The sequence below is a fragment of the Streptomyces hygroscopicus subsp. hygroscopicus genome, from assembly GCF_030269125.1.
GTDB lineage: Bacteria > Actinomycetota > Actinomycetes > Streptomycetales > Streptomycetaceae > Streptomyces > Streptomyces hygroscopicus_C.
In genome coordinates this window covers 203,568-219,836 of sequence record NZ_BSSM01000011.1, presented here as the reverse complement: position 1 = coordinate 219,836, position 16,269 = coordinate 203,568, and the positions used below count along the sequence as shown (strand labels likewise).

Here is a 16,269-nt window from a genome sequence, read left to right as displayed (position 1 = left end):
GTGGACCCGCCTGCAACGCCGCGGCCCCCTCGGACGGGGGTCGATCCCGTCCGAGGGGGCCGCGCCATGCGACACCGCAGGCGAACTCAGCGGAGCGTCACGCGTCCAGCGACGTCATCACGTGCTTGATCCGCGTGTAGTCCTCGAAGCCGTACGCCGAGAGGTCCTTGCCGTAGCCGGACTTCTTGAAGCCGCCGTGCGGCATCTCCGCGACCAGCGGGATGTGGGTGTTGATCCACACGCAGCCGAAGTCCATCTTCTTGGACATGCGCATCGCGCGCGCGTGGTCCTTGGTCCACACCGAGGAGGCCAGCGCGTACTCCACGCCGTTGGCGAACTCGACGGCCTGGTCCTCGTCCGTGAAGGACTGGACGGTGATGACGGGGCCGAAGACCTCCTTCTGGATGATCTCGTCGTCCTGCTTGACGCCGGAGACCACGGTCGGCGCGAAGAAGTAGCCCTTGTCGCCGACCCGCTTGCCGCCGGCCTCGACGCGCGCGTGCGCGGGCAGGCGCTCGATGAAGCCCTCGACCTGCTTGAGCTGGTTGGGGTTGTTCAGCGGGCCGTAGAGCACGTCCTCGTCGTCGGGCTGCCCGGTCTTCGTCTCCTCCGCGGCCTTGGCCAGCGCGGCCACGAACTCGTCGTGGATCGACTCGTGGACGAGGACGCGGCAGGCGGCGGTGCAGTCCTGGCCCGCGTTGAAGAAGCCCGCGACCGAGATGTCCTCGACCGCCTTGGCGATGTCGGTGTCCTCGAAGACGACGACCGGCGCCTTGCCGCCCAGCTCCAGGTGGACCCGCTTGAGGTCCTTGGACGCGGACTCGGCGACGGACATGCCGGCGCGCACGGAGCCGGTGATGGAGGCCATCGCCGGGGTCTCGTGCTCGACCATCAGGCGGCCGGTGTCACGGTCGCCGCAGATGACGTTGAAGACGCCCTTGGGCAGCACCGAGCCGATGATCTCCGCGATCAGCACCGAGGAGGCGGGGGTGGTGTCGGAGGGCTTGAGGACGACCGTGTTGCCCGCGGCGAGCGCCGGGGCGAACTTCCACACGGCCATCATCATCGGGTAGTTCCACGGCGCGACCTGGGCGCAGACGCCGATCGGCTCGCGGCGGATGATCGAGGTCATCCCCTCCATGTACTCGCCGGCCGACCGGCCCTCCAGCATCCGCGCCGCACCGGCGAAGAAGCGGATCTGGTCGACCATCGGCGGGATCTCCTCGGAGCGGGTGAGCCCGGTGGGCTTGCCCGTGTTCTCCACCTCGGCCGCGATCAAGTCCTCGGCGCGCTCCTCGAACGCGTCCGCGATCTTCAGCAGGGCCCGCTGGCGCTCGGCCGGCGTGGCGTCACGCCAGGCCGGGAAGGCGCGGGCGGCGGCCGCCATGGCCGCGTCGACGTCCGCCTGTCCGGACAGCGGCGCGGTCGCGTACGCCTCGCCCGTCGCGGGGTTGACCACCTCGGTGGTCCGTCCGTCGGCGGCGTCCCGGAACTCACCGTCGATGTAGTTGCGCAGACGACGCAGCTCGGTGCTCACTGCCGGCCTCCTGATCTGGTTCGAGGGTTCGAGCGGTCCAGTCCGGACAGCGCGTACCGCTGTCCGGTCACTGAGACACCCCACCCTAGTCGGCACCCCCACGTTTTCAACACCCCTGGCGCGGCCACTTCTGCGAAATCCGCAAGCTTTGATCCCTGAAACAACGAATTTCATCGATCAGGGCTTGCGAAACTGACGAGACCTCGTGCACAGTGAGCGCGTGGCCAGTCGAAGCGCAGACCAGAGGGACTCGTCCCGCGAGTCCAGGAACGGCACCCCGACGTTGGATGCCGTCTCCCTCGCCATCATTCAGCAGCTCCAGGAGGACGGCCGCCGGCCGTACGCCGCGATCGGCAAGGCCGTCGGCCTGTCGGAGGCGGCCGTGCGCCAGCGCGTCCAGAAGCTGCTGGACCAGGGCGTGATGCAGATCGTCGCCGTGACGGACCCGCTCACCGTGGGCTTCCGCCGGCAGGCGATGGTCGGCATCCATGTCGAGGGCGATGTCGAGTCGATCGCGGACACGCTGACGGCCATGTCGGAGGTCGAGTACGTGGTGATGACCGCGGGCTCGTTCGACATCCTCGCGGAGATCGTCTGCGAGGACGACGACCACCTGCTGGACGTCATCAACAAACGCATCCGGGCACTGCCCGGCGTGCGCTCCACCGAGAGCTTCGTCTACATGAAGCTGAAGAAGCAGACCTACATGTGGGGAACCCGATAACCGTGACCCAGAAGGACCTCAGCCGCACCGCGTACGACCACCTGTGGATGCACTTCACCCGCATGTCCTCGTACGAGAACTCCCCCGTCCCGACCATCGTCCGGGGCGAGGGCACCTACGTCTACGACGACAAGGGCAAGCGCTACCTCGACGGTCTCGCGGGCCTGTTCGTGGTCCAGGCCGGGCACGGCCGCACGGAACTCGCCGAGACCGCGTTCAAGCAGGCCCAGGAGCTGGCCTTCTTCCCGGTGTGGTCCTACGCCCACCCGAAGGCCGTCGAACTCGCCGAGCGCCTCGCGCACCACGCCCCGGGCGACCTGAACAAGGTCTTCTTCACCACCGGCGGCGGCGAGGCGGTCGAGACCGCCTGGAAGCTGGCCAAGCAGTACTTCAAGCTGACCGGCAAGCCCACCAAGTACAAGGTCATCTCGCGCGCGGTCGCCTACCACGGCACCCCGCAGGGCGCCCTGTCCATCACCGGCCTGCCGGGCCTGAAGGCCCCCTTCGAGCCGCTGGTGCCGGGCGCGCACAAGGTGCCGAACACCAACATCTACCGCGCGCCGATCTTCGGTGACGACCCGGAGGCCTTCGGCCGCTGGGCCGCCGACCAGATCGAGCAGCAGATCCTCTTCGAGGGCCCGGACACCGTCGCCGCGGTCTTCCTGGAGCCGGTGCAGAACGCCGGTGGCTGCTTCCCGCCGCCGCCCGGCTACTTCCAGCGCGTGCGCGAGATCTGCGACAAGTACGACGTGCTGCTCGTCTCGGACGAGGTCATCTGCGCCTTCGGCCGCCTCGGCACGATGTTCGCGTGCGACAAGTTCGGCTACGTCCCGGACATGATCACCTGCGCCAAGGGCATGACCTCGGGCTACTCCCCGATCGGCGCCTGCATCGTCTCCGACCGCCTGGCGGAGCCGTTCTACAAGGGTGACAACACCTTCCTGCACGGCTACACCTTCGGCGGCCACCCGGTCTCCGCGGCCGTGGGCCTCGCCAACCTCGACCTGTTCGAGCGCGAGAACCTCAACCAGCACGTGCTGGACAACGAGGGCAACTTCCTCCAGACGCTCCAGAAGCTGCACGACCTGCCGATCGTCGGCGACGTCCGCGGCAACGGCTTCTTCTACGGCATCGAGCTGGTGAAGGACAAGGCCACCAAGGAGTCCTTCAACGACGAGGAGACCGAGCGCGTCCTGTACGGCTTCCTCTCCAAGGCGCTGTTCGACAACGGCCTGTACTGCCGTGCCGACGACCGCGGCGACCCGGTCATCCAGCTCGCCCCGCCGCTGATCTCCAACCAGGAGACGTTCGACGAGATCGAGCAGATCCTGCGCGCCACCCTCACGGAGGCGTGGACCAAGCTGTAATCAGCTGACGGTGTGACCGCGACCGGCCCCGGAGCCGCCCGTTCGAGTGAGAACGGCGGCCCGGGGCCGTGTGCTGTCCGGCCTCCGTCCGGCGGCTGCCTAGCGTGCCAGTGACCGATCGGCCCTGCCTTCGTTCCCCCGTACGGAGGAACGGGCACGGGAAAACGGATCAGAACCGAGGTGTACGCCCATGGAGGCTCCGCCGGACAACGACGTGCTGTGGGCACGGTCCCTGCACTTCACCCACCCCGACGGCTCCCCCGGACTCGCCGGGGTCTCGCTCGCGGTCCGGGAGGGCGAGGTCCTCGCCGTCAGCGGCCCCCGGGGCAGCGGCAAGACGACCCTGCTGCGCTGCCTGTCCGGGCTGGTGCCGGTGCGGGAGGGCGAGGTGTGGTTCAACAGCACGCCCGTGCACACCCTCGGCCCCACGCACCGCGAGCGGCTGCGCCGCGACCGCTTCTGCTGGATCGGCCCCGAGCCGGCGCTGGTCCCCGAGCTGAACGCCTGGGAGAACGCCGCGCTGCCGCTGATGCTGCGCGGCACCAGCCGCCGCCGGGCCAAGGCCACCGCGCTGGAGTGGCTGGAGCGCCTGGACGTCGGGGAAGCGGCCCGCAAGCGCCCGCACCGGCTGCGCCAGTCCGAGCGCCAGCGGGTCTCGATCGCCCGCGCGCTGGCCCCGGCGCCGACGGTGCTGTTCGCCGACGAGCCCACGGCCCCGCTGCACCGCGCCGACCGCGGCCATGTGCTGCGCACCCTCACCAGCGCCGCCCGCTCGCACGGCATCACCGTGGTCCTCGCGACGGCCGACCCGGAGACCGCGGCCGCCGCCGACCGCACGGTGACCCTGCTGGACGGCCGGCCGGTGCGGACCGTACATCTGCCGGAGATCCCCGACGCGGGAGGCCGGGCCGCGTGCTCGATCTCCGTCTGACCCGCGCGGCCCGGCCCGCCGTCCAACTGCGCCGCCTGCTGGTGGCGGCGGCCTCGGCGGGCACCGGGTTCCTGCTGCTGTCCTGCCTCGGCTACGCCCTCGGCCACCCCGGGACCGCGGGCGCGGGCGCGCTGCGGCTGGCCTGGTGCCTGGTGCCGGTCGCGGCGACGGTCCACTTCGCGGTCGCCGTCGCCCGCACCGACCCCGGCGCCCGCCCGCGCCCCGGCCTCTCCGCCCTCGGCCTCGGCCCCGCCCGCCTGATGGCCGTCTCCGCGCTCGGCACGGCCCTCGCCACCACCCTGGGCTCCCTCCTCGCCCTGGCCCTCTTCCTCCACCTGCGCGGCGACCTGGCGGGAGTGCCCTTCGACGGCGCCGGAGCGTCCTTCCTGGCCGTCGGCAGACCCCTTCCGGCGGCGGCCGCCCTGACCCTCCTGGCGGTGGTGCCGGGAGTGGCCACGGCGACGGTGGCGGTGGCGCTGCGACCGCGGGACCCGAAGCCGGCGACGAGGCCGCAGCGCAGGTACCTCTCCTTCGTCGGGCCGGCCGGCCGTGCGCCCGCGGGCGATCGTGCCGCCGCCGGCGCCCCGGCCGGAGGAGGCACCCCGTCAGCGCCGGACAGCGCGACCGACCTCGCGGCCCCGACGCCGGACCGGGACCCGGCCGACGGCAGGGACACGCCCGCCGGCCTCCCCTGGGCGGTGGCCCTCCTCGCCGCCGGCCTCACCGCCCAGGCGTACGCGGGCCGTACACCGCCGCCCCCCGCCCCCACCTTCACCACCTTCGCCCCCGCCGCCGTCCCCTTCCTCCTCGGCTGGCTCCTCACCGCCGCAGGGGTCGTCCTCGCCGCCCCCGGCCTCACCCACCTGTGCGGGCGCCTCCTCCAGTGCGCGCGCCCCGGAGCCCTCCGCCTCCTCGCCGGCCGCGTGCTGATGACGGAGGCCGCCAGGATCGGCCGCCCCCTCGGCGTGCTGTGGGCCGTCGCCGCCGGGTACGCGACGACCACCCTGTACGCCGCCCCGGCCCGCGCCTTCGGCCCGCTGAGCATCCTCGGCGCGCTGGTCGTCACCGGCTGCGCCTTCGCCACCTTGCTGACGGTGGCCGTCGAGACCCGCCAGTGCCGCGCCGAGACCACCGCGGCGCTGCTCCGCCTCGGCGCCCCCGCCACGGTGCTGCGCGGCGCCGCAGCCCTGCGCGCGCTCGCCCTGCTGGCCTTCTTCACGCCGCTCACCCTGGCGATCGCGGCCCTGGCGGCCCTGCCCCTGACCCGTTGAGACACCGCGGAAAAAAAATCCCGGGCCACCGATGAGTTCCGCCGCGGCCCGCCGTCTACCCCGGTGAACCAAGCAACAGTACGAACCGGGAGTCACCCACCGTGTACCAGCAGATGATCTTCGTCAACCTGCCCGTCTCCGACCTCGACGCCTCGAAGAAGTTCTTCACGGCGCTGGGCTACTCGATCAACCCCCAGTTCACGAACGACGACGCCGCCTCCGTGGTGATCAGCGACACCATCGTCGCGATGCTCCTCACCAAGCCGTTCTACGCGACCTTCACCAAGAAGGAGATCGCCGACGCGACGACGACCAGCGAGGTGCTGGTGTGCCTCAGCGCGGTGAGCCGCGAGAAGGTCGACGAGCTGGTCGACAAGGCGCTCGCGGCGGGCGGCACGCAGGGCCCGACCCAGGACCACGGCTTCATGTACGGCCGCTCCTTCGACGACCTCGACGGCCACACCTGGGAGGTCATGTGGATGGACCCGGCCGCGATCCAGGGCTGAACCGTCCCCGGCCCGGCCGCGTGCGGGGCGCTGCCTAGCATGGGCGGGTGCATCCGACACCCGCCCAGCCGCGCCGCGCCGCCCGCGCCCATGAGATCGAGTCGCTCGCCGAGTTCGACGAGGTGGTCGCCGAGCGCGGCTCGCTCGCCCGCTACCGCGTGCAGGCCGTGGACCTGACGGGCCGCACGAGCGTGCTGCTCGGCCTCGACACCGCGGACGCCGTCTTCCTGGGCTGCCCGATGGCCCCCGAGGCCGCGGCCCGGGTGCACGCGTCCGGCGCCCTGGTGTTCCCGCCGGTCCCGGGCCTGCCCTTCGACCCGTACCGGGGCTGCCCCTACACGCCGGACGAGCTGTACGCCTCGCTGGAGGAGGGCTACGAGGCGACACCGGACGCGCGGGCCTACGGCTGGTTCATGCGTACGACGGCGAACGGCGACGTCCTCGCCTCGATGCTGCGCGCGATCCACGACGACGCCGTCTCCGACGCCCTGGACGAACTCCTCGACGGCTGCCGGGTGGTCGGGGTCATGGGCGGCCATGCGATGGCCCGGGGCACGGTCGAGTACGCCGGTGCCGCCCGCCTCGGCCGCTCCCTCGCCCGCGCCGGGTTCACGGTCGCCACCGGCGGCGGCCCCGGCGCGATGGAGGCGGCGAACCTCGGCGCGTACGCCGCCCCGTACTCGGACACCATGCTGGAGGAGGCGCTGGTGCCGCTCGCGAAGGCGCCCTCCTTCCGGCCGTCGGTCACGGAGTGGGCGCGCGCCGCCTTCGAGGTGCGCGCCCGCTGGCCCGACGGCGGCGCGTCGGTGGGCATCCCGACCTGGTTCTACGGCCATGAGCCGCCGAACCCCTTCGCCGCGCACATCGCCAAGTACTTCGCCAACGCCACCCGTGAGGACGGTCTGCTGGCCCGCTCCACCGCCGGAGTGGTCTTCCTGCCGGGCGCCGCCGGGACCGTACAGGAGATCTTCGACAACGCGACGCCCAACTACTACGAGTCGCGCGGCGAGCCCAGGCCGATGGTGCTCGTGGACAGGGAGCACTGGACCCGGGAACTCCCGGCCTGGCCGCTGCTCAGATCCCTCGCGCGGGGAAGGGCGCTGGCACCGCGGATCGCCCTCGTGGACTCGGTCGAGGAGGCTCCCGAGGCGCTCGCGCGGCTGGGCGGCTGACGGCGAGGGCCCGGCCTCGGCCCGGGAGCCGGGAGGCGGGCCCGTCGTCGTGCGGTGCTCAGCCGAAGCTCGAGTTCTTCAGCCACAGCTCCAGCACCTCGCGCTCGCCCACGACCTCCAGGCCGGGGGTGTCCAGCGGCAGCCGGTGGTAGAAGGCGAGCAGCACCGAGGTGAGCGGGCCACGCAGGGCGACCGTGGCCTTCTCGTGGCCGCGCCGCCAGGTGACGCCGTCCTCGCCCATCTCGACCAGCCACTCGGCGTTCAGCGCCGGATCGGCGTCGGTGGCGTGCAGATGGATGCTGCGGCCGGGGACGCGCAGCTCGGCGGCCCACTCCCGGGCGCCGGTGCGCTGCACGAACTGCACCAGTTCCAGCCACTCGTCCAGCCCGTCGGCCGCGATGTCGGGCGCGACGTCGTAGGGCGCCCCCACGGTCAGCGCCGCGTCGGCGCGGTGGATGGTGATCTCGTGGGCCATCCGGCGGGCCCAGAAGCCGCTGGAGGCCGGGCCGGCCCAGGTCCACACCTCGGCGTCCGGGCCCGTCTCGCGCAGCGCGCCGACGACCAGTTCGCCGGTCTGGGCCAGCCAGGCGTCCAGCGCGGCCGGGTCCCCCTTCTCCTCGGGACCGCCACCGAGCGGAACCTGGTCCAGCGGGAGCATCTCCTGGGCCCGGTTCCTCACCATCGTGCCCGACCAGCGCAGGGCGCCGCCCATGTGCCGTACGAGCTGTTCGAGCGACCACTCCGGGCAGGTCGGCACCGTGGTCGACAGATCGGCGCCGGAGGTGACCAGGTCCCTCAACTGCTCCACCTGGAGGGCGATTTCGGCGCAGTAGCGCTCGTGCGCGAGGTACGTCATGATCCCACCCTAGGAGACGGACGATCAGTCGAGCACGACGATTTCGGCCGCGTCGAACTCCGCGCCCACCCTGTCCCCGGTCTCCGGCGCGTCCCGCAGCGCGCAGGCGGCTTCGAGCCGGGGGCCGTCCCCCGGCTGGAGGTGGACGGCGACATGGGTGCCCTTGAAGGTACGGGCGGCGACCGTGCAGGTCAGGCCGGTGTCGGCGGGTACGAGCCGTACCCCGGCGGGTCGGACCAGCAGCGTCCGGTCGCCCTGCGGTGCGCCCTGCGGCACCGGCAGCTTTCCCCAGGGGCTGTCGGCGACGGCCCCCACGACCGTTGCCGGGACCACGTTCTCGAAGCCGAGGAAGCGGGCCACGAACGCGTCGGCGGGACGCTGCCAGACCTCCAGGGGCGTGCCGGACTGGGCGATCCGGCCGTCGCGCATCACCACGACCCGGTCGGCCAGCGCGAACGCCTCCCCCTGGTCGTGGGTGACGGCGAGCACGGTCGTACCCAACCTCCCGAAGAGTTCCCGCAGTTCGACCACAAGGCGTTCGCGCAGGGAGCGGTCCAGCTGGCCGAGGGGCTCGTCCAGCATCAGCAGCCGGGGTCGGGGGGCGAGCGCGCGGGCGAGGGCGACGCGTTGCTGCTCGCCGCCGGACAGCCCGGCCACCGCCCGGCGGTCCGCCCCCGGCATCCCGACCATGTCCAGCAACTCGCCGACCCGGGCGACCCGTTCAGCCTTCGCCACACCGTGCATGCGCAGTCCGAAGGCCACGTTGGCGGCCACGTCGCGCTGCGGGAAGAGCTGGTGGTCCTGGAACATCAGGCCGACGCCGCGCTGGTGCGCCGGCACTCCGCCCTGGTCGTGTCCCGCGAGCGATACCCGCCCGGCGTCGAGGGGTTGGAGCCCGGCCACGGCTCGCAGCAGCGTGGACTTGCCGCTGCCGCTGGGGCCGAGGACGCACACCACTTCGTGCTCGGCGATCTCCAGGTCCACCGCGTCCAGCACGGCCCGCCCGCCGAAGCGCACGGTCACGCTCTTCAGGCTCAGCATCAGAACTCCCCCGTCCTGTCCGTGCGCAGCCGCTCCAGGACAAGCAGGGCGGCGGCGCACACCACCATCAGAATGGTCGAAAGGGCCATCGCCTGACCGTAGTTGAGATCCCCGGGGCGGCTGAGCAGCCGGGCCACGGCGACCGGGAGGGTCGGGTTGTCGGGCCGGGCGATGAACACGGTCGCGCCGAACTCGCCGAGCGAGACGGCGAAGGCGAACCCGGCCGCCACGACCAACGCCCGGCGCACCAACGGCAGATCGACCTCCCGCCACACCCGCCAGGGCGAGGCCCCGAGCACGGCCGCCGCCTCCCGCAACCGCAGGTCCACCGCGCGCAGCACCGGCAGCATGGTGCGCACGACGAAGGGGGCGCCGACCAGGGCCTGGGCGAGCGGCACCAGGAGCCAGGACTGGCGCAGGTCCAGGGGCGGTTCGTCGAGGGCGATCAGGAAACCGAAACCGACGGTCACGGCGGAGACGCCGAGCGGCAGCATCAGCAGCGCGTCGAAGCCCCGTACCAGCCGGCCCGCGTCGCGGCGGGCCAGCGCGGCGGCGGCGAGGCCCCCGATCACCACGGCGATGACGGTCGCGGCGACGGCGTACTGGAGCGAGGTCCACACCGCGTGCACCGGCGCCACCAGGAACGTACCGCCGTCGGTGCGGGTCAGCGCCCGGTAGTAGCCGAAGCCGGGGGCGTCCAGGGAGCGGCGGACGAGGACGGCGAGCGGCAGCACCAGGAGCAGCGCGACGGTGGCGAGGACGCCGGCGAGCAGCGCCCGCTGTCCGGCGCCGCGCGGCCGGCGCGCGGTGATCTCGGGGTCGACCAGGCGCAGGGCGGTCTCCCGGCGCCGTACCGTCCAGGCGTGGACGACGAGGACCGCGCCGACGGCGGCGAACTGGACGAGGGTGAGGACGGCGGCCGTGGACAGGTCGAAGACCTCGGAGGTCTGCCGGTAGATCTCCACTTCGAGGGTGGAGAAGGTGGGGCCGCCGAGGATCTGGACCACGCCGAAGGAGGTGAAGGTGAACAGGAACACCATCAGCGCGGCGGCGGCGACGGCGGGCGCGAGGGCGGGCAGCGTCACCTTCCGGAACGCGCCCCAGGGCGAGGCACCGAGCATCCGCGCGGCCTCCTCCTGGCGGGGGTCGAGCTGGGACCACAGCCCGCCGACCGTCCGTACGACGACCGCGTAGTTGAAGAAGACGTGCGCGAGCAGGATCGCCCACACGGTGGTGTCCAGGCGTACGCCCCACAGCCGGTCGAGCAGTCCGCCGTGGCCGACGAGGGCGAGGAAGGCACTGCCGGCGACGACGGTGGGCAGCACGAACGGGATGGTGACGACGGCCCGCAGCAGCTGTCTGCCGGGGAAGTCCAGGCGGGCGAGGACGAACGCGGCGGGCAGCGCGAGCAGCAGGGTGAGCGCGGTGGAGGCGAGCGCCTGCCAGCAGGTGAACCACAGCACGTGCCGGATGTCCGGCTGCGCGACCACGTCCGCGATCCGCCCCGGATGCCAGGCGCCGTCCGTCCTCAGGCCGCGCGCCACGATCGCGGCGACCGGCCAGGCGAAGAACACGGCGAAGAACGCGGCGGGCAGGGCCAGCAGACCCAGCCGCACCGCGCTCCCGCGCACGTCCCGCCCGCGGGCGGTCACTTCAGTACGAGCGACGTCCACGACCTGACCCACTGGTCACGGTTGGCGGCGATCTTCCCGGGGGCCATGGTCTCGGGGTGCCGCGCCGCCGGCCCGTACTTCGTGAAGTCGGCGGGCACCTTGGCACCGGCGACGACCGGGTAGACGAACATGTTCAGCGGCATGTCCTCCTGGAACTCCCGGGAGACCAGGAAGTCGAGGAACGCCTTGGCGCCCTCCGGGTTCTTCGCGTTGCTCAGCAGCCCGGCGAACTCGATCTGCCGGAAGCAGGTGCCGGTCGCCACGCCGGTCGGGGCGGTGGCGGGGCGCTTCTTGGCGTAGATCACCTCGGCGGGCGGGGAGGAGGCGTACGACACGACGAGCGGCCGGTCGCCGCCGGCCTTCCTGCCCTCCGAGGAGCCGGAGAACTCCTGGTAGTAGGCCTGCTCCCAGCCGTCGACGACCTTGACGCCGTTGGCCTTGAGCTTCTTCCAGTAGTCCTGCCAGCCCGTGTCACCGAACTGCGCGGCGCTGCCGAGCAGGAAACCGAGGCCGGGCGAGGCGGTGGCCGCGTTCTCGGTGACGAGGAGGTTCTTGTACTGCGGCTTGGCGAGGTCGGCGTAGGACCGGGGCGGCGTCAGGTGGTGCCCGGCGAAGTACGCCTTGTCGTAGTTGACGCAGATGTCGCCGTAGTCGACGGGCGTGACGCGGTGCTTGGCGCCGTCGAGCTGGTACGGGGTGCCGACCTTGTCCAGGCCCTTGGCGGTGTACGGCTGGAACAGGCCGTTGTCGAGGGCGCGGGACAGCAGGGTGTTGTCGACGCCGAAGAGGACGTCGCCCTGCGGGTTGTCCTTGGTCAGGATGGCCTTGTTGACGGCCTGTCCGGCGTCGCCGTCCTTGAGGACGCGGACCTTGTACCCGGACCGCTTCTCGAAGTCCGCGAGCACGCTCTTGGAGACGGCCCACGAGTCGTGGCTGACGAGGGTGACGGTCTTGGCGTCCGCCTTGCCCTGGCCCTGCGTCGAGCCGCACGCGGACAGCGCGACCAGGCCGAGCCCGACCATCGCGGCCACGAAGGTCTTGTTGTGCACTTGGTTGTCCTCCTGGGGTTGGCCAGGAAGAACGCGGCCCTGCCCGGAGAATCCGGGCAGGGCGCAACAGCTTGAGTAGTGACCGAACTTCCTACCCAGAATGACCTGGGCGAGGTTCAGAGGGTCTGCGGCCCGATGCCGCACTCTCAGCGCTGTGGCGCTCCCCTGTCGGAATATGAAGATGTGATGGGACGGGCCCAGATTACCGCTCGGTGGCCGCGAGCTGACCACAGGCTCCGTCGATCTCCTGCCCGCGGGTGTCCCGGATCGTCACCGGCACACCGTGCGCGGCGATCGCCTCCACGAAGGCCCTCTCGTCCTCGGGCCGCGAGGCGGTCCACTTCGAGCCCGGAGTCGGGTTCAGCGGGATGAGGTTGACGTGCACGGGCCTGCCCCTGAGCAGCCGGCCGAGCCGGTCGCCGCGCCAGGCCTGGTCGTTGATGTCGCGGATGAGCGCGTACTCGATCGACAGCCGGCGTCCGCTCTTCTCGGCGTACTCGAACCCGGCGTCCAGCACCTCGCGCACCTTCCACCGGGTGTTCACGGGGACGAGGGTGTCGCGCAGCTCGTCGTCGGGAGCGTGCAGGGAGATGGCGAGGCGGCACTTGAAGCCCTCGTCGGCGAACCGGTGGATGGCCGGCACCAGCCCGACGGTGGAGACGGTGATCCCGCGCTGGGACAGGCCGAGGCCGTCGGGCGCCGGGTCGGTGAGCGCGCGGATGGCGCCGACGACCCGCTTGTAGTTGGCGAGCGGCTCGCCCATGCCCATGAACACGATGTTGGACAGCCGCGCGGGGCCGCCCGGGACCTCGCCGTCGCGCAGCGCGCGCATGCCGTCCACGATCTGGTGGACGATCTCCGCGGTGGACAGGTTGCGGTCCAGCCCGGCCTGACCGGTCGCGCAGAACGGGCAGTTCATCCCGCAGCCCGCCTGCGAGCTGATGCACATGGTCACCCGGTCGGGGTACCGCATCAGCACGGACTCCACGAGGGTGCCGTCGAACAGCCGCCACAGCGTCTTGCGGGTGGTGCCCTCGTCGGTCGACAGGTGCCGCACGACCGTCATCAGCTCAGGGAACAGCGCCTCGCGCAGCTTCTCCCGGGAACCGGCCGGGATGTCGGTCCACTGCTCGGGATCGTGCGCGTACCGCGCGAAGTAGTGCTGCGAGAGCTGCTTGGCACGGAACGGCTTCTCACCGATCCCGGCCACCGCTTCCTTGCGCTCGGCGGGCGAGAGGTCGGCGAGATGCCGCGGCGGCTTCTTGGCTCCGCGCGGCGCGACAAAGGTGAGTTCTCCGGGCTTGGGCATGGTGGTACCAGTGTCGCAGATCCATCGGGGTGACCTGCGGCAGCCGGTCGTGGCTCACATCGGTTTCGGTTTGATCATCGCGAAGGGGGCGCCCTGGGGATCGGCGACGACCGTCATCCGGCCGGCCATCATGTCGAACGGCGGGGCGAGGACCGTGCCGCCGCTCCTGACCAGGGCGTCCACGGTGGAGTCCACGTCGTCGACCGCGAAGTAGGCCAGCCAGTGCGCCGGGGTGCCCGGCGGGTCGTTCGCGAGTTCGGTGACGCCGCCGACCGCCCGGCCGCCGATCATCAGTGCCCAGTAGGACTCCGCGCCCTCCATGGGCTCGATCTCGATGCCGAACGCCTCGCCGTAGAAGCCGGTGGCGCCGGGCACGTCGCTGGTGTGCAGCTCGTTCCAGGTCAGCGCGCCGGCCTCGTTGACCACCTGCGCGCCGTGGAAGTCGCCGGGCTGCCAGACGCCGAAGACCGCGCCCTGCGGGTCGGCGGCGATCAGCATGCGGCCCAGGTCCCCGACGTCCGTCACCGGGACGAGCAGGGTGCCGCCCGCGGAGACGATCGCGTCCTGGGTGGCCTGGGCGTCGGTGGTGGCCAGGTAGCTGGTCCAGACGGTCGGCGGCGGTTCCGGCATGTCCTGGGGTTTGGGGCCGATCCCCGCCACGGGCTTGCCGTGCAGCTCGCAGACCGTGTACCCGCCGAATTCGGCCGGCCCCGGCTGGCCCTGCCAGCCGAGCAGGTCGCGGTAGAAGTCCAGCGCGGCCTGCTGGTCCGACGCCATCAGATCGACCCAGCACGGAGTGCCGGTCGCGTACGGCTTGGTGACTTCGGGCATCTCTCGCTCTCCCAACCAGGGGCCACACCACGGGCCACTCTTCGTCACCATCGTGTCGCCAAACGTGATCGCCCGCGCGTCAGGAAGGGGAATGTGCCGCCGTCAGGGACGAGGTCGTGCCGCCGCCGGGGCCGGTCAGCCGGCGCGGTCGGCCGTGTCGTTCGGGGACCGAGGGCCCGCACGCGGTCCCCCGGCGGCGTCGTCGAAAACGCCGTCGACCGTTTCGGCATCCGGTGCGCCTTCAGCAGCCGCTGCACCGTCCGCATCAGGGTGCCGCGGTCACCGGGAGTGTGTCACGGTCACCGGGGCGCGCCGTCGGCCAGTCCTTCCGGACGGCTGGGGGGAATCAGCCGGGCGCGCTCCCGGCCCGGCCGGAACGCGCGGGGGCGACGCGGACCGCGGGGCGCCGTAGACGCGGGAACCGTCTCCCGGAGCGCGGCTGCCGGGTCTCCAGGGCGCCGGTAGGAGGGTCCGGGCCGACCGTACGGGGGTCCCGGCCGGCGACCGTACGGGGGTCCCGGCCGCCGACCGTACGGGGGTCCCGGCCGACGGGGCCGGGGATGCGCGGGCTCGGCCGTCGGCCGCCGACGTGCCCCCGGGGTCCGCCGCGCCGCGGGCGAGTTCCGGCGCCCGCTCCGGTGCTCGCTCCGGATGACCGGGAGACCGTACGACGACGGGCCCCCGCCCTGGGAAGAGGGCGGGGGCCCGTACGGCCGAAGAGGCGCGGTGCCGGGTTTCGTCAGGCGGTGCCGACGAAGAGCACCAGCAGGAGCCAGACCACCGGTGCGGTGGGCAGCAGGGAGTCCAGGCGGTCCATGATGCCGCCGTGGCCCGGCAGCAGGGTGCCCATGTCCTTGATGCCCAGGTCGCGCTTGATCATGGACTCGCCGAGGTCGCCCAGGGTGGCGCTGGCCGCGACCGCGAGGCCCAGCAGCAGGCCCTGCCACCAGTGGCCGCCGTCGATCAGGAACTGCATGCACAGCGCGCCCGCGACCATCGAGAACGACACCGCGCCGAACAGGCCCTCGCGGGTCTTGCCGGGGCTGATCCGCGGGGCGAGCTTGTGCTTGCCGAAGCGCCAGCCCACGGCGTAGGCGCCGGTGTCGCTGACGACGGTCAGCAACAGGAAGGTCAGCACCCGCCAGGGGCCGTCGTCCGCGGTGAGCATCAGGGCGACGAAGGTGGCCAGGAAGGGCACGTAGAACGCGGCGAAGAGACCGGCCGTGACGTCCTTGAGGTAGCCCTCCGGTGGTTCCGTCATCCGCCAGCCCAGCACCGCGAGCGCGGTCAGTGCCATGGCGACCCACGCGCCCTCGGCGCCGCGCACATAGCCGGCGACGACCATCGCCGCGCCGCCGACCGCGAGCGGCACGAGCGGCGCCTTGATCTCCTTGCGCTCCTGGAGCCTGCTGGTCAGCTCCCACAGGCCGACAACGACGGCGACCGCGATCACGCCGACGAACACGGCCTTGACGATGAACAACGACGCGATGATCACCACGCCGAGTCCCACGCCGACGCCTATGGCCGCGCCGAGGTCACGGCCCGCGCTCTTCTTCTGCGGCGCCGGCGGCGGCTGCGGGGCGTCGGGCATGGGCTCCGGATTCTGGATCGGACTCGGGGTCGGCTGGGGCGTCCCGTACGGGGGCTGCGGCTGCGTCCCGTAGGGCGGCTGCTGCCCGTACCGCGGCTGCGGCTCGTACCGCGGTCGCTGCTGCGGCTGCTCGTACGAGGGCTGCGCCCCCGCCGGGGCCTGCGTCCCGTACGAGTCGTACGGCCCCGGCCCCTCGGGCGGTCGCGGGGTGCCGTAGCCGGGCTGCCGTTCGTACGGCGGCTGCGTCCCGTAAGGGGGCTCGGTGCCGTACCGCGGTGGGGTCCCGTACTGCGGCTGGGGCTCGTCCCGGAACAAGGGGCCGCTCAGCCGAGCAGCCCCCCGGGTGTCGTCCTGGTCTCCGCCATACGCGGGTACGTCGGGCACGATGGGCATGGGGCGCGTCTGCTG

14 protein-coding genes are annotated in these 16,269 nt (G+C 72.3%); 6 read left to right on the top strand and 8 right to left on the bottom strand.

From position 1 onward, the window contains the following. Positions 1–97 precede the first annotated feature (97 nt). The gene (locus QSK45_RS24365; protein ID WP_285560315.1) at positions 98–1,537 is read right to left on the bottom strand and encodes a gamma-aminobutyraldehyde dehydrogenase; all 1,440 of its coding nucleotides are present in this window, start codon (positions 1,535–1,537) and stop codon (positions 98–100) included. A gap of 205 nt (positions 1,538–1,742) precedes the next feature. Between QSK45_RS24365 and QSK45_RS24360 the strand changes: the two genes are divergently transcribed. From QSK45_RS24360 to QSK45_RS24335, 6 genes are all read left to right on the top strand, one after another. Continuing rightward, the gene (locus tag QSK45_RS24360; protein WP_285560312.1) at positions 1,743–2,261 is read left to right on the top strand and encodes an Lrp/AsnC family transcriptional regulator; all 519 of its coding nucleotides are present in this window, start codon (positions 1,743–1,745) and stop codon (positions 2,259–2,261) included. Next, on the top strand, positions 2,246–3,628 hold the full coding sequence (locus QSK45_RS24355; RefSeq protein WP_285560310.1) for an aspartate aminotransferase family protein: 1,383 nt from the start codon (positions 2,246–2,248) through the stop codon (positions 3,626–3,628). The genes QSK45_RS24360 and QSK45_RS24355 overlap by 16 nt, the downstream gene beginning before the upstream one ends. A 190-nt stretch (positions 3,629–3,818) precedes the next feature. After that, complete coding sequence (locus tag QSK45_RS24350; RefSeq protein ID WP_285560308.1) at positions 3,819–4,559, top strand: ABC transporter ATP-binding protein; 741 nt, start codon at positions 3,819–3,821, stop codon at positions 4,557–4,559. Further along, entirely contained in the window at positions 4,541–5,830 is a 1,290-nt protein-coding gene (locus tag QSK45_RS24345) for a hypothetical protein (RefSeq protein WP_285560307.1), read from the top strand. The genes QSK45_RS24350 and QSK45_RS24345 overlap by 19 nt, the downstream gene beginning before the upstream one ends. 101 nt (positions 5,831–5,931) lie before the next feature. Beyond that, positions 5,932–6,336 (top strand): VOC family protein, encoded by a 405-nt coding sequence (locus tag QSK45_RS24340; RefSeq protein WP_285560305.1) that lies wholly within the window; start codon positions 5,932–5,934, stop codon positions 6,334–6,336. 47 nt (positions 6,337–6,383) lie between these two features. Then, complete coding sequence (locus QSK45_RS24335; protein ID WP_285560302.1) at positions 6,384–7,508, top strand: LOG family protein; 1,125 nt, start codon at positions 6,384–6,386, stop codon at positions 7,506–7,508. 58 nt (positions 7,509–7,566) lie between these two features. Here the strand turns inward: QSK45_RS24335 and QSK45_RS24330 are convergent, their stop codons facing one another. From QSK45_RS24330 to QSK45_RS24300, 7 genes are all read right to left on the bottom strand, one after another. Further along, positions 7,567–8,364 (bottom strand): maleylpyruvate isomerase family mycothiol-dependent enzyme, encoded by a 798-nt coding sequence (locus QSK45_RS24330; protein ID WP_285560301.1) that lies wholly within the window; start codon positions 8,362–8,364, stop codon positions 7,567–7,569. A gap of 24 nt (positions 8,365–8,388) precedes the next feature. Beyond that, positions 8,389–9,405 (bottom strand): ABC transporter ATP-binding protein, encoded by a 1,017-nt coding sequence (locus tag QSK45_RS24325; protein ID WP_285560299.1) that lies wholly within the window; start codon positions 9,403–9,405, stop codon positions 8,389–8,391. Further along, a complete protein-coding gene (locus QSK45_RS24320) occupies positions 9,405–11,006 on the bottom strand; it encodes an ABC transporter permease (RefSeq protein WP_285560499.1) in 1,602 nt (533 codons plus the stop codon). The genes QSK45_RS24325 and QSK45_RS24320 overlap by 1 nt, the downstream gene beginning before the upstream one ends. A 47-nt stretch (positions 11,007–11,053) precedes the next feature. Beyond that, complete coding sequence (locus QSK45_RS24315) at positions 11,054–12,127, bottom strand: thiamine ABC transporter substrate-binding protein (RefSeq protein ID WP_285560297.1); 1,074 nt, start codon at positions 12,125–12,127, stop codon at positions 11,054–11,056. A gap of 202 nt (positions 12,128–12,329) precedes the next feature. Beyond that, on the bottom strand, positions 12,330–13,436 hold the full coding sequence (rlmN, locus tag QSK45_RS24310; RefSeq protein WP_285560295.1) for a dual-specificity RNA methyltransferase RlmN: 1,107 nt from the start codon (positions 13,434–13,436) through the stop codon (positions 12,330–12,332). Positions 13,437–13,490: 54 nt separating this feature from the next. Further along, positions 13,491–14,267 (bottom strand): VOC family protein, encoded by a 777-nt coding sequence (locus tag QSK45_RS24305; RefSeq protein ID WP_285560293.1) that lies wholly within the window; start codon positions 14,265–14,267, stop codon positions 13,491–13,493. A 739-nt stretch (positions 14,268–15,006) separates the two neighbouring features. Further along, complete coding sequence (locus tag QSK45_RS24300; protein WP_285560498.1) at positions 15,007–16,254, bottom strand: phosphatidate cytidylyltransferase; 1,248 nt, start codon at positions 16,252–16,254, stop codon at positions 15,007–15,009. Positions 16,255–16,269: the final 15 nt, after the last annotated feature.

What these genes read in the sequence shown, in the direction of transcription:
- QSK45_RS24300 (WP_285560498.1), bottom strand. Translation starts at nt 16,254, where the DNA reads ATGCCCATCGTGCCCGACGTACCCGCGTATGGCGGAGACCAGGACGAC.
- QSK45_RS24305 (WP_285560293.1), bottom strand. Translation starts at nt 14,267, where the DNA reads ATGCCCGAAGTCACCAAGCCGTACGCGACCGGCACTCCGTGCTGGGTC.
- QSK45_RS24325 (WP_285560299.1), bottom strand. Translation starts at nt 9,405, where the DNA reads ATGCTGAGCCTGAAGAGCGTGACCGTGCGCTTCGGCGGGCGGGCCGTG.
- rlmN (WP_285560295.1), bottom strand. Translation starts at nt 13,436, where the DNA reads ATGCCCAAGCCCGGAGAACTCACCTTTGTCGCGCCGCGCGGAGCCAAG.
- QSK45_RS24330 (WP_285560301.1), bottom strand. Translation starts at nt 8,364, where the DNA reads ATGACGTACCTCGCGCACGAGCGCTACTGCGCCGAAATCGCCCTCCAG.
- QSK45_RS24350 (WP_285560308.1), top strand. Translation starts at nt 3,819, where the DNA reads ATGGAGGCTCCGCCGGACAACGACGTGCTGTGGGCACGGTCCCTGCAC.